This is a genomic window from Pseudomonas viridiflava (assembly GCF_900184295.1).
Taxonomy (GTDB): Bacteria; Pseudomonadota; Gammaproteobacteria; order Pseudomonadales; family Pseudomonadaceae; genus Aquipseudomonas; species Aquipseudomonas viridiflava.
The window spans coordinates 862,656-883,385 of the sequence record NZ_LT855380.1; the positions used below are offsets into that span (position 1 = coordinate 862,656).

General features: G+C 61.6%; 18 protein-coding genes. 6 read left to right on the forward strand and 12 right to left on the reverse strand.

Annotation, left to right across the window (positions count from 1 at the left end; translation table 11 throughout):
* Positions 1 to 27 precede the first annotated feature (27 nt).
* Positions 28 to 924 (forward strand): PA4780 family RIO1-like protein kinase, encoded by an 897-nt coding sequence (locus CFBP1590_RS04240; RefSeq protein WP_004882953.1) that lies wholly within the window; start codon positions 28 to 30, stop codon positions 922 to 924.
* Between the two features lie 136 nt (positions 925 to 1,060).
* Here CFBP1590_RS04240 and cueR read toward each other — a convergent pair whose 3' ends face one another.
* The 3 genes from cueR to CFBP1590_RS04255 all read right to left on the reverse strand — a co-directional run bounded on the left by cueR (position 1,061) and on the right by CFBP1590_RS04255 (position 4,107).
* Positions 1,061 to 1,462 (reverse strand): Cu(I)-responsive transcriptional regulator, encoded by a 402-nt coding sequence (gene cueR / locus CFBP1590_RS04245; protein WP_029243974.1) that lies wholly within the window; start codon positions 1,460 to 1,462, stop codon positions 1,061 to 1,063.
* Positions 1,459 to 3,657: a heavy metal translocating P-type ATPase gene (locus tag CFBP1590_RS04250; RefSeq protein ID WP_088234524.1), complete on the reverse strand. Its 2,199-nt coding sequence runs from the start codon at positions 3,655 to 3,657 to the stop codon at positions 1,459 to 1,461. Before CFBP1590_RS04250 ends, cueR begins: the two co-directional genes overlap by 4 nt.
* A 69-nt stretch (positions 3,658 to 3,726) precedes the next feature.
* Positions 3,727 to 4,107: a hypothetical protein gene (locus tag CFBP1590_RS04255; protein WP_088234525.1), complete on the reverse strand. Its 381-nt coding sequence runs from the start codon at positions 4,105 to 4,107 to the stop codon at positions 3,727 to 3,729.
* Positions 4,108 to 4,252: 145 nt separating this feature from the next.
* Here CFBP1590_RS04255 and CFBP1590_RS04260 point away from each other — a divergent pair, with 145 nt between their 5' ends.
* Complete coding sequence (locus CFBP1590_RS04260) at positions 4,253 to 4,450, forward strand: heavy-metal-associated domain-containing protein (RefSeq protein ID WP_043305184.1); 198 nt, start codon at positions 4,253 to 4,255, stop codon at positions 4,448 to 4,450.
* A 348-nt stretch (positions 4,451 to 4,798) separates the two neighbouring features.
* Positions 4,799 to 5,995, forward strand: coding sequence for a multidrug effflux MFS transporter (locus CFBP1590_RS04265; protein WP_088234526.1), 1,197 nt, complete (start codon positions 4,799 to 4,801; stop codon positions 5,993 to 5,995).
* 56 nt (positions 5,996 to 6,051) lie between these two features.
* Here CFBP1590_RS04265 and CFBP1590_RS04270 read toward each other — a convergent pair whose 3' ends face one another.
* Positions 6,052 to 7,065, reverse strand: coding sequence for a zinc-binding alcohol dehydrogenase family protein (locus CFBP1590_RS04270; protein ID WP_025995918.1), 1,014 nt, complete (start codon positions 7,063 to 7,065; stop codon positions 6,052 to 6,054).
* Between the two features lie 113 nt (positions 7,066 to 7,178).
* On the opposite strand from CFBP1590_RS04270, the gene vimR reads away from it, so the two are divergent.
* Positions 7,179 to 8,084: a transcription regulator VimR gene (gene vimR / locus CFBP1590_RS04275; RefSeq protein ID WP_088234527.1), complete on the forward strand. Its 906-nt coding sequence runs from the start codon at positions 7,179 to 7,181 to the stop codon at positions 8,082 to 8,084.
* Between the two features lie 455 nt (positions 8,085 to 8,539).
* Complete coding sequence (locus CFBP1590_RS04280; RefSeq protein WP_025995916.1) at positions 8,540 to 9,232, forward strand: ArsR/SmtB family transcription factor; 693 nt, start codon at positions 8,540 to 8,542, stop codon at positions 9,230 to 9,232.
* Between the two features lie 535 nt (positions 9,233 to 9,767).
* Here CFBP1590_RS04280 and CFBP1590_RS04285 read toward each other — a convergent pair.
* From CFBP1590_RS04285 to CFBP1590_RS04315, 7 genes are all read right to left on the reverse strand, one after another.
* The gene (locus tag CFBP1590_RS04285) at positions 9,768 to 10,721 is read right to left on the reverse strand and encodes an adenosine deaminase (RefSeq protein WP_088234528.1); all 954 of its coding nucleotides are present in this window, start codon (positions 10,719 to 10,721) and stop codon (positions 9,768 to 9,770) included.
* Positions 10,722 to 10,803: 82 nt separating this feature from the next.
* Positions 10,804 to 11,772, reverse strand: a complete 969-nt coding sequence (locus CFBP1590_RS04290; protein WP_025995914.1) for a 2-oxoglutarate and iron-dependent oxygenase domain-containing protein — start codon at positions 11,770 to 11,772, stop codon at positions 10,804 to 10,806.
* Positions 11,773 to 11,845: 73 nt separating this feature from the next.
* On the reverse strand, positions 11,846 to 12,940 hold the full coding sequence (locus CFBP1590_RS04295; protein WP_029243530.1) for a BMP family ABC transporter substrate-binding protein: 1,095 nt from the start codon (positions 12,938 to 12,940) through the stop codon (positions 11,846 to 11,848).
* Positions 12,941 to 13,090: 150 nt separating this feature from the next.
* Positions 13,091 to 13,882, reverse strand: coding sequence for a Fe(3+) dicitrate ABC transporter ATP-binding protein FecE (fecE, locus tag CFBP1590_RS04300; RefSeq protein ID WP_058431544.1), 792 nt, complete (start codon positions 13,880 to 13,882; stop codon positions 13,091 to 13,093).
* A 4-nt stretch (positions 13,883 to 13,886) separates the two neighbouring features.
* Positions 13,887 to 14,855, reverse strand: a complete 969-nt coding sequence (locus CFBP1590_RS04305; RefSeq protein WP_088234529.1) for an iron chelate uptake ABC transporter family permease subunit — start codon at positions 14,853 to 14,855, stop codon at positions 13,887 to 13,889.
* Positions 14,852 to 15,841, reverse strand: a complete 990-nt coding sequence (gene fecC / locus CFBP1590_RS04310; RefSeq protein WP_025995910.1) for an iron-dicitrate ABC transporter permease FecC — start codon at positions 15,839 to 15,841, stop codon at positions 14,852 to 14,854. The genes CFBP1590_RS04305 and fecC overlap by 4 nt, the downstream gene beginning before the upstream one ends.
* Positions 15,842 to 16,762, reverse strand: coding sequence for a Fe(3+) dicitrate ABC transporter substrate-binding protein (locus CFBP1590_RS04315; protein WP_088234530.1), 921 nt, complete (start codon positions 16,760 to 16,762; stop codon positions 15,842 to 15,844).
* 286 nt (positions 16,763 to 17,048) lie between these two features.
* Between CFBP1590_RS04315 and CFBP1590_RS04320 the strand changes: the two genes are divergently transcribed.
* Complete coding sequence (locus CFBP1590_RS04320) at positions 17,049 to 18,140, forward strand: calcium:cation antiporter (RefSeq protein WP_054540884.1); 1,092 nt, start codon at positions 17,049 to 17,051, stop codon at positions 18,138 to 18,140.
* A 43-nt stretch (positions 18,141 to 18,183) separates the two neighbouring features.
* Here CFBP1590_RS04320 and CFBP1590_RS04325 read toward each other — a convergent pair whose 3' ends face one another.
* Positions 18,184 to 20,673: a hypothetical protein gene (locus tag CFBP1590_RS04325; RefSeq protein ID WP_088234531.1), complete on the reverse strand. Its 2,490-nt coding sequence runs from the start codon at positions 20,671 to 20,673 to the stop codon at positions 18,184 to 18,186.
* Positions 20,674 to 20,730: the final 57 nt, after the last annotated feature.

The window sequence follows — 20,730 nt, forward strand, 5'->3', positions numbered from 1 at the left end:
GCCACAAAGGACCCACAATAAAAGCTGATGAAAACTCCTAAACGCATTGAACCCCTGATCGAAGACGGTCTGGTCGACGAGGTGCTGCGCCCACTCATGAGTGGTAAAGAGGCAGCTGTTTATGTGGTGCGCTGCGGCAAAGAGCTGCGGTGTGCCAAGGTTTACAAGGAGGCGAACAAACGCAGTTTCCGTCAGGCGGCCGAATATCAGGAAGGCCGCAAGGTACGCAACAGCCGACAGGCCCGGGCGATGGCCAAGGGTTCGAAGTTCGGCCGTAAAGAAACCGAAGACGCGTGGCAGAACGCCGAAGTGGCCGCGCTGTTCCGTCTGGCCAGTGCGGGCGTGCGAGTGCCCAAGCCGTATGACTTCCTCGAAGGCGTGCTGCTCATGGAGCTGGTGGCCGACGAGTACGGCGATGCCGCGCCGCGTCTGAATGATGTGGTGCTGGAGCCGGATCAGGCGCGTGAATATCACGCGTTCCTCATCGAGCAGATCGTGCTGATGCTATGTGCCGGTCTGGTGCACGGTGACCTGTCCGAGTTCAACGTGCTGCTGGCGCCCAGCGGTCCGGTCATCATCGACCTGCCGCAGGCGGTGGATGCGGCGGGCAACAACCATGCGTTCAGCATGCTCGAACGTGATGTGGGCAACATGGCGCTGTATTTCGGTCGCTTTGCGCCGGAACTCAGAAACACCAAGTACGCCAAGGAGATGTGGTCGTATTACGAGGCCGGTACGTTGTCGCCTGCGACCGTGTTGACCGGTGAATTCGACGAGCCGGAGGACGAAGCCGATGTGGGCGGCGTACTGCGCGAAATCGAAGCCGCCCGTCTGGACGAAGCCCGTCGCCAGGCCGCCCGCGCTGCCGACGATGCTCCACCGAGCAAATCCGCCGAAGAACCGCCACCGCCCTGGTTGCAGTGACAGAGCGCTCCGCGTCAGCCTCAAGGCTGACGCGGAACGTCCTGGGCGGCATTCCCACGCAGAGCGTAGGAACGATCATCACCCGACGCCGATCGTGCCCATCGTGGGCATGCAGCCCGTGACGCTCCGCGTCACCTCATGAACAACACCCGCCCGACGCCAGGTCCTTGAGGATCGGGCAGTCGGGGCGGTCGTTGCCCTGGCAGTGTTCCACCAGATCCTGAAGCGTGTCGCGCAGTCCGGCCAGTTCGTCGATCTTGCGGTTCAGCTCGACGATGTGCTGGCGGGCAAGGGCTTTGACGTCGGCGCTGGCGCGCTGGCGGTCCTGCCACAGGGTCAGCAGCTTGCCGACTTCTTCCAGTGAAAACCCCAGATCCCGCGAGCGCTTGATGAAGGCCAGGGTGTGCAGGTCTTCCGGGCTGTAAATCCGATAGCCGCTGTCGCTGCGATGCGCCGCCTGCAGCAGGCCGATGGATTCGTAATAACGGATCATCTTGGCGCTGAGGCCGCTTTTGCTTGCCGCTTGGCCGATGTTCATTGCGTGTCTCCCGGGTCTTTGGGTTTCCAGGTCTTGAGCAGCAGGGCATTGCTCACCACGCTCACGCTGGACAACGCCATGGCCGCCCCGGCGAGCACCGGGTTGAGATAGCCGAACGCTGCCAGGGGAATACCGATCAGGTTGTAGACAAAGGCCCAGAACAGGTTCTGACGGATCTTGGCGTAGGTGCGGCGGCTGATGTCCAGCGCAGCAGGCACAAGGCGCGGGTCGCCGCGCATCAACGTGATACCGGCGGCCTGCATGGCGACGTCGGTGCCGCTGCCCATCGCAATGCCGATGTCGGCGGCAGCCAGCGCGGGCGCATCGTTGATGCCGTCACCGACCATCGCCACCACGTTATGGCTTTTCAACTGCATGACGGTTGCCGATTTGTCGGCAGGCAGGACTTCAGCGTGCACGTCGTGAATGCCCAGCGCTTTGGCGACCGCCTGGGCGCTGCCGCGATTGTCGCCCGTCAGCAGGTGGCTGGTGATGCCGCGTGCATTGAGCTCACGCACGGCCTCGTCCGTGCCCGGCTTGAGCGAGTCCCCGAATGCAAACAGGCCGATGACGTGCGGATCGGGCGCCCGTTCGATCAGCCAGGACAACGTCCGCCCTTCAGCCTCCCAGATGCGCGCCGATTCCGCCAGATCGCCCATTGGCAGGCCGCTTTCTTCCAGCAGACGCCGATTGCCCAGCACCAGTTCGTGACCTTGAACCGTGCCGGCGATGCCTCGTCCGCTCAGCGCATGACTGTTCTCGATCTCGTCCAGCTTCAACTGCCATTCGTGACAGACATCCAGTACCGCCTTGGCCAAGGGATGCTCACTGCCACGCTGCAAGGCACCCGCTCGTTGCAGCAACTGTTCCTCATTGCCTTCCAGCGCAATCATGTTGGTGATCCGGGGCGTACCGGAGGTCAGCGTACCGGTCTTGTCGAAGACCACGGCCGTGACCTCGTGGGCACGCTCCAGCGCCTCGGCGTCCTTGATCAGAATGCCGTGGCGCGCCGCGACACCGGTGCCCGCCATGATCGCGGTCGGTGTGGCCAGACCCAGCGCACAGGGGCAGGCGATCACCAGCACGGTGACCGCATTGATCAGCGCCACTTCCAGCGAAGCGCCCGCCAACAGCCAGCCCGCGAGGGTGATAAAGGCGATCAGCAATACGACGGGTACGAATACCTGGCTGACCCGGTCGACCAGCCGCTGAATCGGTGCCTTGCCGGTCTGGGCGTCTTCGACCAGACGAATGATGCGCGCCAGAACCGTTTCCGAGCCCAGCGCCGTGGTCCTGACCAGCAACCGACCTTCGCCATTGATGGCCCCGCCGGTAACCCGGTCGCCGGGTTCTTTGGCCACTGGCAGGCTTTCGCCAGTGATCAGGGCTTCGTCAGCGTGGCTGTGGCCTTCGATGACATCGCCATCCACCGGGAAACGCTCTCCCGGTTTGACCAGCACCCGATCCTCTAGCTGCAGTTCGCTGATGGCTACCTCCTGCTCAATGCCGTCCACTACCCGCAAGGCCCGGTCCGGTCGTAGAGCTTCAAGGGCGCGAATTGCGCTGGCGGTCTGGCGCTTGGCGCGGCTCTCCAGGTACTTGCCGAGCAGCACCAGCGCGATGACCACGGCCGAGGCTTCGAAATACAGGTGCGGCGCGGTGCCCGGCGCAGCGGTCAGCCATTGATAGAGGCTCAGGCCATAACCGGCGCTGGTGCCAATGGCGACCAGCAAATCCATGTTGCCTGCGCCCGACCTGACGGCTTTCCAGGCGGCCACGTAAAAGCGCGCACCGAGAATGAACTGCACCGGTGTGGCCAGCGCGGCCTGCGCCCAGGCGGGCAGCATCCAGTGCACGCCCAGCGGCGACAGCAGCATTGGCACGACCAATGGCACTGCGAGCAGAATCGCCAGCAGCAACGCCCAGCGTTCGCGATGCAGCGTGTCAGCCTTGCGGTCGGCTTCGACGCGCTCGTCCTGCAACAGAGTCGCGCTGTAGCCGGCGTGGCTGACTGCGTTGATGAGGGTCTGTGGATCGGTCTGAGGCTGGACCTGCACGTGGGCGCGTTCGTTGGCCAGGTTGACCGTCACGCTATTGACTCCTGGCACCTTGGCCAGGGCACGCTCGACCCGACCTGCGCAACTGGCGCAGGTCATGCCGCTGATGGGCAGGTCGAAGGTGAGGGTGTCTTGCATCTCTTTCACTCCCTGAGGCTGTGTGCCTGCAAGGATCAACCTTGCCACATGGGCAAGGTCAAGCGCGAATCAATAGTTGAGGTCGGCTTTCTTGAGGTACATGCCTTTGAGGCTGGTCGCGATGCGGTACTTGAGGATGTCCCCGGCGTGCATCTGGATAGTGGTATTGGTCGGCGCTTCCAGTCCCGGTTCACAGCCCACGATCTTGCCGGGCAGCGTACGCAGGCGCACAGACACCGGGCCGGCCGGCAGGTTGAACGACACCGAATCTTCCTGGAACAGTCGCCCGGCCAGTTGATCCTGAATGTAGATACCGATCTCACAGGAGGTCGCCACTTCCAGACGCTCCCGCGAGATGATCAGGATGCCGTAATCCTGGGCGGCCTGAACGGCGGGTGCGACGGCGACCAGACCGAGAATGCTGAAGAGGCTGACTGCTGACCAGCGCATTGCTGATACTCCTGATGGAAACGTCGATGATGGAGCTTGGCTCACGACAACGCCGAACGCCAGCCCGGCAGACAATACAAAAACTTGACCTTGCCACGATGACAAGGTTGAAGATGCCTGTCATTCACTCTCAGAGGAGCATCACATGCAATTGTTCACTGTTCAGGGCATGACCTGCGGGCACTGTGTACGAGCTGTCACCCAGGCCATCAAGCATGAAGACCCAGCCGCCGAAGTACAGGTCGAACTGGCCAGCAAAGAGGTCAAGGTAGAGAGCACGTTGAGTGCCGAACACATCATCAGGCTGATGGGTGAAGAGGGTTATCAGGCGCAACTGGCTTGACCCTGGTTACTGGAATTTACATACATCTGCTTTCTGCCCGGAGGGCGTGGGAGTTCTCGCAGGTTACGACGGCAGCGATGGGCTGCGCAGCGTCCCCGGATTGCATCTGACGCACCGCGTGTTTCCGTTCTGCCGCCGGTTCTCGGCAGATCGCTGGCAGCCGCCTCCCACGGTCCGTGTTTGCTGCGCGACAGCGCGATGTGGAAGACGCAGTAACACGGTTTGCTCGATCCACCTGATGTCAGCTGTACTGGGCAGAAAAATCTTGAATTAATTTCCTCGCATTCCGTCCTCTGCAGGGTAAGCCGGTTAAACTGACGGGCTGCTCTGCATCGCTATGGAAGCCCGATGAATTTACGCACAATCCTGATACTTGGCGCACTGAGCGCTTTTGGCCCGTTGGCCATCGACTTCTATCTGCCTGGCTTCCCGGCCATGGCGTCGTACTTCGCCACTGATGAAAAACATGTTCAGCTGACCCTGGCAGCGTATTTCCTTGGCCTGTCGCTGGGCCAGTTGGCCTACGGGCCGGTGGCCGACCGTTTCGGGCGGCGCATTCCCATGCTGGTGGGCGTCAGCCTGTTCACGCTGGCCTCGGTGGCCTGTGCCTTCGCGCCAAGCCTTGAATGGCTGATTGCTGCCCGCTTCGTGCAGGCACTGGGCGGCTGCGCGGGGATGGTGTTGTCCCGGGCGATCGTCAGCGACAAATGCAATGCCGTCGAATCGGCCAAGGTGTTTTCGCAGTTGATGCTGGTCATGGGCCTGGCACCGATTCTGGCGCCGATGCTCGGCGGGATACTGGTCAATGCCTTTGGCTGGCAGTCGATCTTCATCAGCCTGACGCTCTTCAGTGCGTTGTGCCTGACGGCCGTTGCGCTGGGTCTACCGGAAAGCATGCCTGCCACCACGCCCCGCCAGCCGCTGCGTGGCGCCTTGCGTCAATACGGACGGCTGCTGACCGACCGGGTCTTCATTGGCCATGCGCTCACGGGCGGTATCGCCATGGCGGGCATGTTCGCCTATGTGGCCGGTTCGCCGTTCGTGTTCATCAAGCTGTACGGAGTTCCGGCCGAGCACTACGGCTGGCTGTTCGGGATGAACGCGGCGGGATTTATTGCGGTTGCACAGATCAACGCACGCATTTTGCGCAAGACCGGCCCGGCGTTTCTGCTGACACGCACGGTATGGATCTATCTGGCGGCAGGTCTTGTGCTGCTCGGTATTACCGGGTTGCGCACCGAGGCGCTCTGGCCGCTGCTGGTACCGTTGTTCATCTGTGTCGCGAGTCTGGGCTGCATCATTCCCAATGCTTCGGCCTGTGCCATGAACGGCCAGTGGGCGCGGGCGGGCAGCGCATCGGCCCTGCTGGGTTGTCTGCAGTTCAGTGTGGCGGCGGCTGCCGCGAGTCTGGTGGGGGTGCTGCATGACGGCACTTCGACGCCGATGGCGCTGGTCATCAGCCTGTGCGGCGTCCTGTCGGTCGGCGCTTCGGTGTACACGCGTCGCTTGCAGGCCAAGCGTGACGCGCAGGTCGCGTCAGCCTGATCAAGTAAGGCGTTGTGTCTGTCGCGATGACTGACATAACGCCGAACGCTGTTGCTTCAGAACCCTTCCAGTACGATCTTGCCCTTGGCCTTGCCGCTTTCCAGCAGTTCGTGGGCGCGACGCAGGTTTTCAGCATTGATGGTGCCGAAGTGTTCGCCGAACGTGGTCTTCAACGTCCCGGCATCCACCAGTTCCGCCACGCGATTGAGCAGGTTGTGCTGCTCGATGATGTCGTCGGTCTCGAACATCGAACGGGTGTACATGAACTCCCAGTGCAGTGACAGGCTCTTGCGCTTGAGCTTGGAGACATCCAGCGACTTGGGGTCGTCGATCAGGCCCAGCTTGCCCTGAGGCTTGAGCGCTTCGACCAGTTGATCAAGGTGCTGTTCGGTCTGGGTCAGGCTGGCGACGTGAGTGACAGCCTGGATGCCGACGCGCTTGAGCTCTTCGCTCAGCGGCTTGCTGTGATCCAGCACCTCATGGGCACCCAGTTCACGCACCCAGCTTTCGGTCTCGGCGCGTGACGCGGTGCCGATGACTTTCAGCGCGGTCAACTGCCGCGCCAGTTGGGTCAGGATCGAGCCCACACCACCCGCTGCGCCGACGATCAGCAGACTCTGCCCGCTTTCCCCTTTGCCCTGCACGATTTGCAGGCGCTCGAACAGCAGTTCCCACGCAGTGATGGCCGTGAGCGGCAGGGCTGCGGCGTGAGCAAAGCTCAGCGATTTTGGCATGTGGCCTACAATGCGCTCATCCACCACGTGCAGCTCGCTGTTGGCGCCTGGACGGATCAACGAACCTGCGTAGTAAACCTTGTCGCCCGGCTGGAACAGCGTGACATCGCTTCCGACGGCCTTGACCACACCGGCGACGTCCCAGCCCAGCACTTTGGCGTCGCCGTTCTCGGGCGAGACGTTCTGGCGGATCTTGGTGTCCACCGGATTGACGGAGATTGCCTTGACCTCGACCAGCAGGTCTCGCGCACCGGCAACCGGCTCGGGCAGTTCGATGTTCTGCAGGGAATCAGGGTTGCTGACAGGCAGCGACTGGTAATAAGCGACAGCTTTCATGACGGGTCCTCGGTTGAGAAAGTGATGAATGGATCATTGGCTATTTCCCGGAAAGATAAAACCCGCTAGAACGGCAGGCTCTTTCAATATATTTTTGATAATAAGGCGTTCGGATGCTGCGTTTTGATGACTTGCAATTATTCGTTCGGGCCGCTGACCTGGGCAGTCTGTCTGCGGCTGCTCGGGTCATGGACATGTCGGCGGCCGTTGCCAGTGCGGCGCTCAAACGCGTCGAGCATCAGGTGGGCGCGCGCTTGCTGGCGCGCTCGACCCGCAGTCTGCGCCTCACGGCAGAAGGTGAGGGCTTCCTCGAATATGCCCGTGCTGCGCTGGGCAGCCTTGAGGAAGGGCAGCGTTTGCTGGCCAGTAGTCAGGATCGCTGTGAAGGCGTTTTGCAGCTCTCGGCGCCTTCAGACCTCGGGCGTAACGTGCTGTTGCCCTGGCTGGATGCATTTCAGCAGCAACACCCGCAGCTCACCGTACGGCTGCTGCTGGGAGATCGCATTGCCGATTTGTTCCGCCAGCCCGTGGACGTCGCCCTGCGTTACGGCGAGCCGGAAGATTCGACACTGGTTGCGTTGCCGGTGCTGCCGGGTAATCGACGTGTTCTGTGCGCGGCTCCCGATTACTTGAAGCGTCATGGCCAGCCGCAACACATCGAACAACTGGCCCAGCACAACTGCCTGCTGTACATGCTTGGCGATCGGGTTCATGACCGATGGACCTTCGAGGACGGCAAGCGGGAAATAAGTCTGACGGTGAAGGGCAATCGGTTCAGCGACGACGCCGATGTGGTGCGTCGCTGGGCGGTGGCCGGGGAGGGTGTTGCGTACAAGTCCTGGCTGGATGTCGCCGCCGACGTCAGGGCCGGGCGCCTGCAGGTAGTCATGCCGCATTTATTGGGCGAACTCGCACCCTTGAATCTGTTGTGCGCGCATCGCGCGCAACTGAGCAAACCGGTCAATCTGCTTCTGGAAATGCTTCGTACGCGGTGCAGGCAACATGCTGTAAGCCAATAAGAACTGTTCAGAGTTTACAGGGCTACAAAGGTAGAAGAATAAGCCTACGGAAGTTTCGGAAAATATAATGTTTAAATGCAGTCCAACTATGCAAAGTTTTTTTGCTTTCTGCGTTTTTCAATTCGATGCCTATCGCCCCCATCTGCCGCTTTTTCGTCTGGATCTTTGCTCGCATAAAATTCGCCTGATCTCGCTGTATGCCTGAAGCCCTTGTATATGGCGGTCTTTCGGCAGCGTGCGGCTTTGTGTGAGGCCCGCAATCGTGCAGGCAGGGTCGAGTGTAACTCTCCCGCACATGACTGCGGCCGGGACTACAAGTGTTTTAGTCAATCGGCTTATGGGGTGCAGAGTTTATACTTGTCATTTCAAGTTGGATGCGCGTTCAACTTTACTGAGGCGTGATTGCTGTCAATATGTCATCGCACTAGATGAATGTTTCAACAGGGAGTGAACACATGGAATATGCACCTTGCATCAGCCAGATTGCGACATTGCTGGCCGACCCCAAGCGCAGCGCAATGATTTGGGCCTTGATGGATGGTACTGCTCGCCCCGCCGATGAGCTGGCACTGTTGGCGGGTCTCTCGACCTCTTCGGCTGGCGCGCATCTGGCGCGTCTGGCCAGCGGCGGTCTGTTGAAGCAGGAGGCGCGGGGTCGCAAGCGCTTTTTTCGCCTGGCGGCGCCCGAGGTTGGTGCGGCGGTCGAGGCGCTGGCCAGTGCATCGCTGGTCAGTGCCGACCAGATCAGCCGAAGTGTGGCTCAGCCCATGCCTCCCTTGCCATTGCGTCGCGCGCGCATCTGTTGCGACCATTTGGGTGGCGAAATGGCGGCCGAGCTTTATCAGCGTCTGCTGGGTGCCGGGTGGATAGAGCAGCAGGAAAAGCGCATCGAAGTCACGAGCAAGGGCATCGCCAAATTCGCCGAACGCGGGATCTATATTCCGGCGCTCGCCCAGCGTAAACGCGAAACCGTTTGCGCCTGCGCCAACTGGAGCGAACGCAGCCCGCACCTGGGGGGTGCGCTGGGCGCAGGGCTGCTGCAACTGTTCATTCAGATGGGCTGGCTGCGCACGACCGAAGAATCCTGCACCTTGCAGGTGTCATCGAGCGGGCAGCGGGAGATCAGCAAGATTGCATCGGCGGCATGAGCTGCGCAGCGAACACCGAACCGTGGGAGGCGTTGAACCCCAGGGCTGCGCTCATCGTTATACACAAGTCTGCCTCAACACTGATCGTGCCCATCGCTCCGCGTGGGCATGCCGCCCGTGACGCTCCGCGTCACAAATGGCACAGACTATGGATTCAGTGAGCCGAGCGCATGGCTCCAGTCACCTTTTCGCCCCTCGGCGACTTACTTTGAGAGGCCAAAGTAAGCAAAGCCTTTTGCTCCGGTTCCGGCCCCGGCTTCGCCGGGGTTCCTTCGTCCTGACACTGATTCGGGGGTCGCTGCAAATGGGCCATCCATGGCCCAGTGCAGCTCAATCGGCATCCATGCCGATTGCCCCCCGAATCAGCGCCAGAACTCAGCCTTCACCCACGTCGCGATCTGCGGTGTTCATACCATCGCGCTACGAAAGCACATCAGTTGGGCGGTCTCTCCCGATAGCCAGATGACTTGTGTGTAACGATGAGCGCGGAGCATGGGCACGATCAGAGGGTGTGGACGCAGGAAGTAATCCGGATTTACGGCTTCACCAGCCGTGCATCCAGGCTGTTCTGCGCAAGGCGTTTGGCCTGGTCTTCGGTCATGCCCAGATGGGTGTACAGGGCGTGGAAGTTTTCGGTGACGTAGCCGCCGAAGTAGGCCGGGTCGTCCGAGTTCACCGTGACCTTCACACCGCGCTCCAGCATGTCGAGGATGTTGTGTTGAGCCATGTCGTCGAACACGCAGAGTTTGGTGTTGGACAGCGGGCAGACGGTCAGCGGGATCTGTTCGTCGATGATGCGCTGCATCAAGCGTTCGTCTTCGATGGCGCGCACGCCGTGGTCGATGCGTTCGATCTTCAGCAGGTCCAGCGCTTCCCAGATGTATTCCGGTGGGCCTTCTTCGCCAGCGTGGGCCACGGTCAGGAAGCCTTCGTTGCGGGCGCGATCAAAGACGCGCTGGAACTTGCTCGGTGGATGACCCATTTCCGAGCTGTCCAGACCGACCGCCACGAACGCGTCGCGGAAAGGCAGTGCCTGTGTCAGGGTTTTCTCGGCCTCTTCTTCGCTCAGGTGGCGCAGGAAGCTGAGGATCAAGCCGCTGTCGACGCCCAGTTGCGATTTGCCGTCTTTGAGCGCTCCGCTGATCCCGGCCAGTACCACTTCGAATGCAATGCCACGGTCGGTGTGGGTCTGCGGATCGAAGAACGGTTCGGTATGAATCACGTTCTGCGCCTTGCAGCGTTGCAGGTAGGCCCAGGTCAGGTCGTAGAAATCCTGCTCGGTGCGCAGCACGTCCGCGCCCTGGTAATACAGGTCGAGAAATTCCTGCAGATTATTGAAAGCGTACGCCTTGCGCAGGGCTTCCACATCGTTCCACGGCAGGGCAATTTTGTTGCGCTCGGCCAGGGCAAACAGCAGCTCGGGTTCCAGCGAACCTTCAAGGTGCAGGTGCAGTTCTGCCTTGGGCAGGGCGTTCAACCAGTCGTACATGTGCTTTTCTCATCAGGTGCAGATCGCGGGCATTCTACAGATGCACGTCGCCGCGTTGGGTAAAACCTGACCGACCGTTCAACTAAGACGCTTTCTCCTGCTCTCGACGATAGGCATAGGTGTCGGAAAAGCGTGACAACAGGAACTCGGCACAGGTGGTGACAGGATAGCGGGCTGGCTGGCTTTCGCTCTGGCAACCGGGCAGGCATTCGATGCGTGTGTCCGGATGAGGTTCGGCGAAAAACGGCATCGAGTAACGGTCGACACCCAGCGGGCTGATGACCCGGTGCGGCGTGGACAGGTAACGATCGTTGCTCCAGCGCGCCATCATGTCGCCGAGGTTGACCACGAACGTACCCTCGATAGGCGGCGCGTCGATCCATTCGCCCCGCACATCACGCACTTGCAGTCCGCCCGCAGCGTCCTGATGCAACAGGGTGATGCAGCCGTAATCGGTGTGCGCGCCTGCGCCTTGCTGTTCTTTCGAGGTCGCGGTGTGACGCGGCGGGTAATGAATCATGCGCAGCACGCTGACCGGGTCCTTGAAGCGCTGGTCGAAGAAGTCCCGCTCGATGCCCAGTGCCAGGGTCATGGCACGCAGCAGGGTTTGCGCCAGTGCCTGCATGTCCAGGTAATGCTGTTCCATCAGGCTTTCCCAGCCCGGCAGATCGGGATGTCGATTCGGTCCGCGCAGCGGTTTGCCCGCCAGCACGTCAGGATGCCCGGCATCCATGTGCAGACCCATGTCGAAGGTTTCTTTCAGATCGCTCGGCAGGCTGGGGTCCAGTTGCTCGGTGGCAATGGCGCCATAGCCGCGATGATGAGTGCTTTGGGTAATGTCGATCCTGAGCTTTTCCTCCGCCGGTTGGGCGAAGAAACGCCGGGCAGCCGATTGCACCTGCTCAATCCGCTGCGGTGTGATCGGGTGTCCCGTGATGTAGAAGAAACCCCATTCGCGACAGGCACTGTCGATCTGGCTGGCAACGCTCTGCCAGGCCTCGGTGTCCGTGCCGTAGAGCGGGGCGATATCGATGATGGGAAGCTGATCCATGAAGCGGTCCTGGAAGTCGGGTGGTCTTCAGCGTGATCGCGCCCTTTGAGTCTGGACGCGATCCCGGGACAGATTACTTTGGCAGTTCGGCCTTGATGCCTTCGACGTAGTAGTTCATCGACGCCAGCTCGGCGTTGGTTGCGACCACGCCAGCCGGGATCTTCACAGTGCCGGTCTGGTCCTTGATCGGGCCGGTGAACGGATGGAATTCGCCGCTTTCGATGCTGGCAATGAGCGTCTGGGCTTCAGCTTTCACGTCGGCAGGGACGATGTCGCTGATCGGCAGCTCAACCGTGCCTTCCTTCAGGCCGCCCCAGTAATCCTGTGGTTTCCAGGTACCCGCGAGCACGCCTTCGGCAGCTTGAATGTAATGCGGCCCCCAGTTGTTGACGATGGAGGTCAGGACCGCCTTGGGGCCGAAGTGCGCCATGTCCGACGCGTAGCCGACGGCGTATACGCCACGACGTTCGGCGGTCTGGATCGGTGCCGGGCTGTCGGTGTGTTGGAACACCACGTCCACACCCTGATCGATCAGCGCGTTGGCGGCGTCGGCTTCCTTGCCCGGATCGAACCAGGAGTTGACCCACACCACCTTGATCTCGGTGCCGGGGTTGTACTTGTTCAGCGCCAGCTGGATGGCATCGATGTCACGCAACACTTCCGGAATCGGGAACGAGGCGACGTAACCGATCTTCTTGGTCTTGGTCATTTTTGCTGCGATGAAACCACCCACGTAACGGCCTTCATAGGTGCGGGCCAGGTAAGTGCCCATGTTCTTGTCCTGCTTGTAGCCGGTGGCGTGCTCGAACTTCACCTTGGGAAACTGCTTGGCGACTTTCAGGGTCGGGTTCATGTAGCCGAAGGAGGTGCTGAAGATCAGGTCATAGCCGCCCTTGGCCATGTTGCGGATCACACGTTCGGCATCGGCGCCTTCCGGCACGTTTTCCACGTAGCTGCTGCTGACCTTGTCACCCAGCGCCGCGACCATCGCCTTGCGGCCCTGTTCGTGCTGATAGGTCCAGCCGTGGTCGCCGATAGGGCCGATGTAGACGAAGCCGACTTTCAGCGGATCGGCTGCCGAGGCGAGCAGGCTGGCGCCCAGACCGACGACAGCGGTCATGGCGCACAGCAGTTTTTTCAGGGGACGGCGTGGGGTGGTCAGGTGCATCGGGTCTTGCTCCTTGCAGTCTTGTTGGAGTGGATACTCCGCCAATGCAAATAGCTGACCACAAAGACAAGTTATGACGCAGACGCGCTGCTGACCCTTCTACTCCCGTTTATATGCAGCGCGACGGTGCAGATTACAGGCCCTTCGCCGCTAACTGGTGCAGCGAGTGCTGCGTTCGACGATGCACATGGGCGTGCCCGCCACGGGTTCGCGCATGATCTGCACCTGAACATCGAACACTCGACACACCAGTTCGGCGTTCAGTACGTCACCGGGTGTACCGCTGGCCACCAACCGCCCGGCCTGCATCACCGCCAGATGGTCGGCGTAACGGCAAGCCTGGTTGATGTCGTGCAACACAGTGATGACGGTCTTGCCTTCGGCGCTGAGGGCACGCATCAGGTCCAGCAGTTCGACCTGATGGCTGATGTCCAGATAGGTGGTCGGCTCGTCGAGCAGCACGATGGCGGCATCCTGGGCCAGAATCATCGCCAGCCATGCGCGCTGGCGTTGCCCGCCGGACAGGTCGGACAACGGCCGGTCGGCGAGGGTCTCCAGTTCCATGCGCTGCAAGGCCTGCTTGACACTGTGCTGATCCGCGCCGCTCAGACGCCCCCAAAGACTGTTGTGCGGACTGCGGCCATAGGCAACCAACTGACGCACGCTCACGCCTTCGGGGATGGGCAATACCTGCGGCAGAAACGCCACCTTGCGGGCCAGATCCCGTGCCGACAGATCGCGGTAGGCCTTGCCGTCCAGGCTCAGACTGCCGGCCTGCGGCGTGAGAATTCTCGCAAACGCCTTGAGCAGCGTGGACTTGCCACAACCGTTGGGGCCGATCAGCGCCGTGACCTTTCCGGGCGGCGGGCTGAACGACAGGTCCTGCACAATGCGGGTTGCGCCGTAGCCGATGTCGAGTTGCTGTGCCTGAAGAATGCTCATGGGATCAACCTTTGAATCGGGCCAGCAGCCACAGGAAATACGGAGCGCCGATCACCGCCGTGAGAATCCCTGCCGGGATCTCGCTGGGGGCGATCAGCGTGCGACCGAGCGTGTCGGCCAGTACCAGCAGCAACGCGCCCAGCACCATGGAGGCGGGCAGCAGGAACTGATGATGACCGCCGACCAATCGACGGGCCATGTGCGGCGCGACCAGCCCGACAAAGCTGATTGGGCCGATGATCCCGACGCCCATGCTGGTCAGCAGCACCGCACTGCCCATCGCCAGCCAGCGTGTGCGCGTAAGACCGGTGCCCAGGCTCTGCGCCGCTTCGTCACCCAGACCGATCAGGTTCAGCGGCTTGGCCAGCAACAGCGAGACCGGGATCAGAATCAGCAACGGCACGGCCAGCAGCACGTGGTGCCAGTTGCGGCTCCACAGGCTGCCGGTCAGCGCCAGCAGGGCGGTGTTGATGTCCAGCGGATTGGACAGAATCAGAAACTCGGTGATGCTCGACAGCGTGACGGCAATGGCCACACCCGAGAGTGCGAAACGCACACCGGAAAACTGCACGCCGGTGTTGTACAGCGCCAGCAACAGCGCGCCGCCCGCACCGCCCAGACACGCCACGAACGGCAGCACGGAGACCGGCAAATGCGGAAAACCGATGATCGCGATGGTCAGCGCCAGCCCCGCGCCTTGTGTCACGCCAAGGATTTCCGGCGAGGCCAGCGGGTTGCGGATCACGCCCTGCACGATGGCACCGGCCAGGCCGAACGCACAGCCGGTGACAATGGCAATCAGACCTCGCGGCAATCGGTGGTTCCAAACTTCGAAGTCTTTGCTGTCATGAGCGATCAGATGGTCGAGCACCGCGCCCGGTGTCAGCCAGACCGTACCCGCACTCAGGCTCAGCAACAGTGCCAGCAGCAACAGGCCGATCAGGATCAGCAGTCTTGAGCGAGGCTGGCTCATAGCGCGCGCCTCGCCAGAAACAGAAAGAACGGCGCACCAATCAATGCCGTCACCACGCCCGCTGGCGTTTCGACCGGGAACGCCACGGCGCGGCTGATCAGGTCGGACGCCAGCACGATGGCGGCGCCCAGCCCGGCGCTGACCGGGATCAGCCAGCGGTAATCGTTGCCCAGCCATTGGCGGGCAATGTTCGGCGCGATCAGGCCGACAAAACCAATGGGGCCGACGGCGCAGACACTGGCGCCGACCAGCACCAGACTGACCACGAACACCAGCAGGCGCAGCGCGCCGATGCGCACACCCAGGGAACGGGCGGCGTCCTCGCCAAGGTTGATCAGGTTCAGGCGTGGCGCGCAGGCAATCGCCAGCACGACGCCGATCAGTGTGCAGGGCCACAGCAGTTGCAGCTGTTCTGCGCCGACGTTGGCCAGCGAACCGGCCAGCCAGTTCAGGACGCTTTGCGCCTGGGCTTCAACGAGAATCACGGTCAGGCGGGTCAGCGCCGCGCACAACGCCGCCACCGCCACGCCCGCCAGCACCAGTCGGCCTTGCGATGTGGCAGGCGACCACGCGCCGCCGAGGCTGAACACCGTGATCCACGCCAGAGCGCCACCCAGGCAGGTCATCAGTAATGCACCGCCGGGGAAGGGCAGGGCAATCAGCCCTGTGGAAAACAGCGCCAGACCCAGCGCCGCGCCCGCTGTCACCCCGAACAGAGACGGGGAGGCCAGCCGATTGCGGGTGATGCCTTGCATCAAGGCTCCGGCCACGCCGAGACAGGCGCCGACCAGCGCCGCACACAAGGCTCGCGGTACGCGCAGTTGCGCGACGATGTAGGCAATGTTGCCGCCCTCGCGGCCCAGCGTGAACAACCCGTTCCAGGCGTCGATCTGTCGGATGGTGAAGGGCGACAGGGCGAACAGCGACATCCAGAACAGGCCCAGACAACCTGCGGCGATCACGCTCGCCATCAGCCAGCGACGCATTTAAGGGTTGATCACGGCCTTGCCGCCCTTGAGGACTGCAAGCGCGTCATCGGCAATCTGCTCGGACGCCATGATGCCGCGATTGCGCGCCCAGCTGTCGCCATCCACTTCGGCGACCTGTTTGTTGCGCACCGCACTCAGTACCTGCCACAGCGGCTGCTTGCTCCAGCTGTCCACCAGACTCGGGCGACGATAGTGCCCGACCAGCAGCCAGCCCGGATCCAGCGCCAGCAATTGCTCAAGGCTGACGAACTCGGTCGGCGCGGCGTTCTTGCGCACTTCCGGCACCTGCAGGCCGATGGCCTTCAACACGCTGCCTGCATAAGAGTGCGGGCCATGCACCGAGAAGCTGTCTTCACGGGCGACGCCGAACAGCACTTTGGTGTCGGCCGGGATTTGCGCAGCGACCACTTTCAGATGCTCGCGGTTTTCAGCGATACGCGCCTGCATCTGCGGGCCTTTGCCCAGCGCAGTGCCGATCAGCTCGGCGGATTTCAGGCTGCCTTCATAGTCTTCGCCACGCGATGGCAGCATCAGCGTGGGGGCCAGGCTTTTCAGATCGTTATATAGCGCCTGATGACGACCCAGGTCGGCAATGATCAGGTCCGGCTTCAGGCGTGCGATGACTTCTATATTCGGCTGCGAACGAAGGCCTACCGACTGCCATTCGCCAACGGCCTTGCGCGCCTTGGGCAGCACGCGGTTGGCATCGCCATCATCGGCGGCGCCTACGGGCGTCACGCCGACCGAGGCCAGACTGTCGAGAAAGGAAAACTCCAGCACCACCACGCGCTTGGGCGCATCGGGCAAGTGAACCTTGTGCTGGCCGTCATCAATGTCGATAGGCGCTGCCTGGGTGGCGCAAGCCATGGCCGCCAGCAGACTGCCGGCCAGCAGAGATGTCAGTCGAAAAGCACGCATGACGAATGTCCTTTTGTTACTGAAACGGAATCACTGAAACGGAACCGCGAAGACCCATTCACGCAAACCTGGCCGCGAACAGGCACGCCAGAAAGGTCGCGAAGAAAACGGCGGGCACTATTTCACATCGTGACGACGGGATCAAAAGTCATTTACGCATGGGTGGCGTTCCCATTCGGGGCATTTTTTGAAACCTTTTGTCACACCCCGCACTCTGAACGGCTTCAATGACAGACACCTTCATATACATCCGCGGCGATGTGTCGCAAGGGTTTGGGGAACAAACATGGGCGCTTTGCTCAAGCAGGAAAAATTTTTACTACTGGCGATCATCGCCACTTTTGTCGCCTATCCGCTGGAGCACACGTTGCTGGGCAACGGTCAGACAGTTGCTCTGGTGGCCGGTCTGGCGCTGGTCGGCTTCATCGTCTGCGCATCGCTGCGGGTGGCGCATCACGCCGAAATGCTCGCCGAGAAAGTGGGCGATCCGTACGGCACGATGATCCTGACGCTGTCGGCAGTGCTGGTCGAAGTGGTGATCCTGGCGATCATGATGAGCAACGAGCCATCACCGACGCTGGTGCGCGACACCATCTATTCCGCTGTGATGCTCGACATCAACGGCATTCTGGGCCTGGCCGCGCTGATGGGTGGTCTCAAGCACGGCGAGCAGTCGTACAACGACGATTCGGCGCGCACCTACAGCGTGATGATCATGACCGCGATGGGCGTGTCCATGATGGTCCCCGAGTTCATTCCCGAGGCGAACTGGAAGCTGTATTCGGCCTTCACCATCGGCGCGATGATTCTGCTCTATGCCTTGTTCCTGCGCATGCAGGTCGGGCCGCACAGCTACTTCTTCAGCTACAGCTACCCGGACAAGAAAAAGCGCAAGGATCAGCCCGAGGAGCATGGCGAGCCTGTCAACCTGACCCGTTCCATCGCCACCCTGGTGGTCGGCGTGGTGGTCATTGGTGCGCTGGCCGAAGTCATGTCCAAAACCGTCGACCTGGGGCTTGAAGGCACCGGCGCGCCGCCGGTCATGACGGCGATTCTGGTCGCCGCCATTTCCGCGTCACCTGAAATCCTCACAGCCTTGCGTGCCGCACTCGCCAACCGCATGCAGTCGGTGGTCAACATCGCGCTGGGTGCGTCGCTGTCCACGGTGATCCTGACCGTTCCGGTAATGGAAGCCATGGCGCTCTACAGCGGCCAGCCTTTCCAGATGGCCATGACGCCGGTGCAGACCGTGATGATCGCGATCACCCTGCTGGTCAGCGCGATCAACCTCAACGACGGCGAAACGAACGCCATCGAGGGCATGACCCACTTCGTGCTGTTCGCGACGTTCATCATGTTGTCGTGCCTGGGGCTTTGAGCAGCTTTACGCTGATCGTGCCAACGCAGAGCGTGTGGAACGATCAGCGAGCTAGCGCAAACTGCGTTAATGCCGTCCTGTCCAGCGCTCGCCAGAGCCCTGCGTCCGTTTCCTGTCCTGGCATGAGCCACAGTCCTTCGCACTCGATCAGCGTCAACGCCGGTAGCTTCAGCAAGCTGTCCAGGCTGGTCGAGCTGACGCGGCCTGTGTCGCGATCAACGTCTGACGCCCAATCCCGCTCGAATGCCCGCACCTTGAGCTTTCCATTGTCGAAGCTCTCGAATTGCGGCCGGTTGCCCGGGGAGTAGGGAAAGGTGCGCAGTGTTCGTTCCTGCACATCCAGCAGCAACAACTCCCAGCGGCTTTCCGGTTCCACGTGCAAGCGGGTGAGGGCCAGGTAGCGGGCGTCGGGCGACCAGATCATCGACGGAGCAAGGTCCTTGATGGCGCATCCGGACGCGGTCAGCAGATGACCACCCAGGCGGCAAACGCTTCTGCGCATCCAGCTGTCGGCGTACTCGGTTTCGCAGCCGAACAGCCAGGCGGAGTCGCTGTTGCCCGGTGCGGGCTGCACGAAATCTCCATCCGCATTGGCGGCCTGAGGGATTTGTACCGTTCGCCATTGCGGCAGCGCACGCAGGGCATCGTCGCCGATTTCCAACTCGACGATCTGATAGTACGGACGAGAACCCTCGCGGTAATCCCAGAAGTCTGCCGCCTGCCCGACAGGTGGAGCGGGTTGGTCGTAACGCTGCAAGGCTGTGCTTTCACAGGCGTCCGTCAACCGTCCGGCTACGGTGATGACCGAGAGCTTGCCCTCGCGCACGTCCATGAGATGAACCACTTCCATGGGCGGCCCTTCCAGACGGCGGCGCTTGAGTAGGTCGATCACCACGACCTTGCCGGGGCTGGCCGGGTACTCGGTGAACGGGATCAACGCCAGATATCGCTGACAGTCCGAAACCCGATGCTCAAGCAGCCACAACCCCGGCAGTTCCCAGTCTGCGATGCGACAGCGGTAACCACCCAGATCGACTGCGTTGTCCATGTGCCAACTCAGCCGGGCGCGCTGCCCTTCCAGCAACGGCTCGGTCTCGATGCTGCTCATGCCGCGCTCGCCCTTGCCAGCCAGCGGGACGACCAGACGAACTCCGGTCAGTTTCCGCTCACCGCCCTGCAGTTGGCCTTGGGCATCGTGCCCAGTCTGAATTTCCGTGTCGCTGTGAATGCATCGCAAGCTGTAGCCATAGCGGCCGCGATCCGGGCATTCGAACGCCAGATAGCCTTCGACGCGCAGATCATGCTCGTCCAGGGCTAGCGGTGCGTGCCAGTTGAGCGATATCTCCCGGTTGCTGGTCACCCACGGCTCGGCCAGTGCCTGCCATCCAGTTCTAGGTTGCCAGCACCAGTACTTTTTCTCTTCGTCGTCGGCCCGTTGCGCCATGACACACAGCGCCTTGCCGTCCTCGCGCCAGATGATCGAATCGTCCGCGTAGAAAAACAGATCGCTTTCCCGGCCGTCCAGGCTCAGTTGATAGGCCGGGTAGCGCAACGCGTCCAGCGGTTGCTCCAGATCGCGCAGGCTGGCGGGCATGCGCAAATGACCTTCGATGCGATGCCGGTCATGGGGGCCGTTGCGTTCTATTCGTTCGGCGGCAGCGTCCTGGGGCCGCGCCGACGGCTCGATCCAGATATCCACAATCGGCATCATGTCGACGACCCGGGCAGACTTGAGCACGTCCTGCAGCTTGATCGTGGAGGCCCGGTTATCCACCAGCGGGCTGATGCGCCCGCTCAGATCGGTCGCGGAGAATGTGTCCAGCTCCCAGAACACGTCGTTATCACAGTGATACACCCGGCGCATCTGGCGGTCCAGAATGACCAAGCCCCAAGCCTGACGGGAAGGCACGGTAGCAGCGAAGTAACGGCCGTCGATGGAAAACCGGGCTGAAGCTCCTATGCCTTGAAGCAGCACGCCATCGGGAAACAGGTAATCCATATAGACCGGCCCGCCCATGGCGATCTCACCCATATTGAAGACGCGAATTGGCTCGCCTTCGGGGGTGCGTTCCGGTTCCTGGCCGCCCCAGGCGCTATTGCTTGTTTCGTAGCTGCGCTGACGAAACGATGGTGGCGTGTTCTCGCCCTCTTTTTTGCCCTCGGAGGGTTCGGCGATGCCCAGTTTGCTTTCCCATCTTTGAAGCAGGTTCAGGCCCACTATGATCGTGAACAGAGCGACCAGTACATTCCAGTAATTGGGCAGCACGCGACCCAGGCTCAGCCCCAGGCCAATCATGGCGCTGACACTCAGTGATGTGAGTGGGCTGGTAATACCTTTCCAGCCGGCCCATACACACAAACCGGTGGTGGCGGCCAGGCCGAGTACGATCAGCAATCCCTGCCAGGGCGGCAGCATCGTGAGCAGCGCGGCAGGCCCTATCAGCAGCAAAAGCTGCCAGGCCAGTCCCAGCAGCAGGACCGACAGACTTTTGTCATCTTCGGGAGGGCTTGAAGAGGGAGGGCTGGTAGACATGATGTCTCGCCTGGCGGCTGGGGAGGCGACACTCTAGCGGATCAACACCGCAGTAGG

Bases quoted from the DNA above. Each gene is read 5' to 3' on its own strand.
- CFBP1590_RS04270 (WP_025995918.1), bottom strand. From the start codon at position 7,065: ATGAAAGCTGTCGCTTATTACCAGTCGCTGCCTGTCAGCAACCCTGAT.
- CFBP1590_RS04265 (WP_088234526.1), top strand. From the start codon at position 4,799: ATGAATTTACGCACAATCCTGATACTTGGCGCACTGAGCGCTTTTGGC.
- CFBP1590_RS04305 (WP_088234529.1), bottom strand. From the start codon at position 14,855: ATGAGCCAGCCTCGCTCAAGACTGCTGATCCTGATCGGCCTGTTGCTG.
- CFBP1590_RS04285 (WP_088234528.1), bottom strand. From the start codon at position 10,721: ATGTACGACTGGTTGAACGCCCTGCCCAAGGCAGAACTGCACCTGCAC.
- CFBP1590_RS04295 (WP_029243530.1), bottom strand. From the start codon at position 12,940: ATGCACCTGACCACCCCACGCCGTCCCCTGAAAAAACTGCTGTGCGCC.
- vimR (WP_088234527.1), top strand. From the start codon at position 7,179: ATGCTGCGTTTTGATGACTTGCAATTATTCGTTCGGGCCGCTGACCTG.
- CFBP1590_RS04280 (WP_025995916.1), top strand. From the start codon at position 8,540: ATGGAATATGCACCTTGCATCAGCCAGATTGCGACATTGCTGGCCGAC.
- cueR (WP_029243974.1), bottom strand. From the start codon at position 1,462: ATGAACATCGGCCAAGCGGCAAGCAAAAGCGGCCTCAGCGCCAAGATG.
- CFBP1590_RS04320 (WP_054540884.1), top strand. From the start codon at position 17,049: ATGGGCGCTTTGCTCAAGCAGGAAAAATTTTTACTACTGGCGATCATC.
- CFBP1590_RS04255 (WP_088234525.1), bottom strand. From the start codon at position 4,107: ATGCGCTGGTCAGCAGTCAGCCTCTTCAGCATTCTCGGTCTGGTCGCC.
- CFBP1590_RS04240 (WP_004882953.1), top strand. From the start codon at position 28: ATGAAAACTCCTAAACGCATTGAACCCCTGATCGAAGACGGTCTGGTC.
- CFBP1590_RS04260 (WP_043305184.1), top strand. From the start codon at position 4,253: ATGCAATTGTTCACTGTTCAGGGCATGACCTGCGGGCACTGTGTACGA.
- CFBP1590_RS04325 (WP_088234531.1), bottom strand. From the start codon at position 20,673: ATGTCTACCAGCCCTCCCTCTTCAAGCCCTCCCGAAGATGACAAAAGT.
- CFBP1590_RS04250 (WP_088234524.1), bottom strand. From the start codon at position 3,657: ATGCAAGACACCCTCACCTTCGACCTGCCCATCAGCGGCATGACCTGC.
- CFBP1590_RS04315 (WP_088234530.1), bottom strand. From the start codon at position 16,762: ATGCGTGCTTTTCGACTGACATCTCTGCTGGCCGGCAGTCTGCTGGCG.
- fecC (WP_025995910.1), bottom strand. From the start codon at position 15,841: ATGCGTCGCTGGCTGATGGCGAGCGTGATCGCCGCAGGTTGTCTGGGC.
- CFBP1590_RS04290 (WP_025995914.1), bottom strand. From the start codon at position 11,772: ATGGATCAGCTTCCCATCATCGATATCGCCCCGCTCTACGGCACGGAC.
- fecE (WP_058431544.1), bottom strand. From the start codon at position 13,882: ATGAGCATTCTTCAGGCACAGCAACTCGACATCGGCTACGGCGCAACC.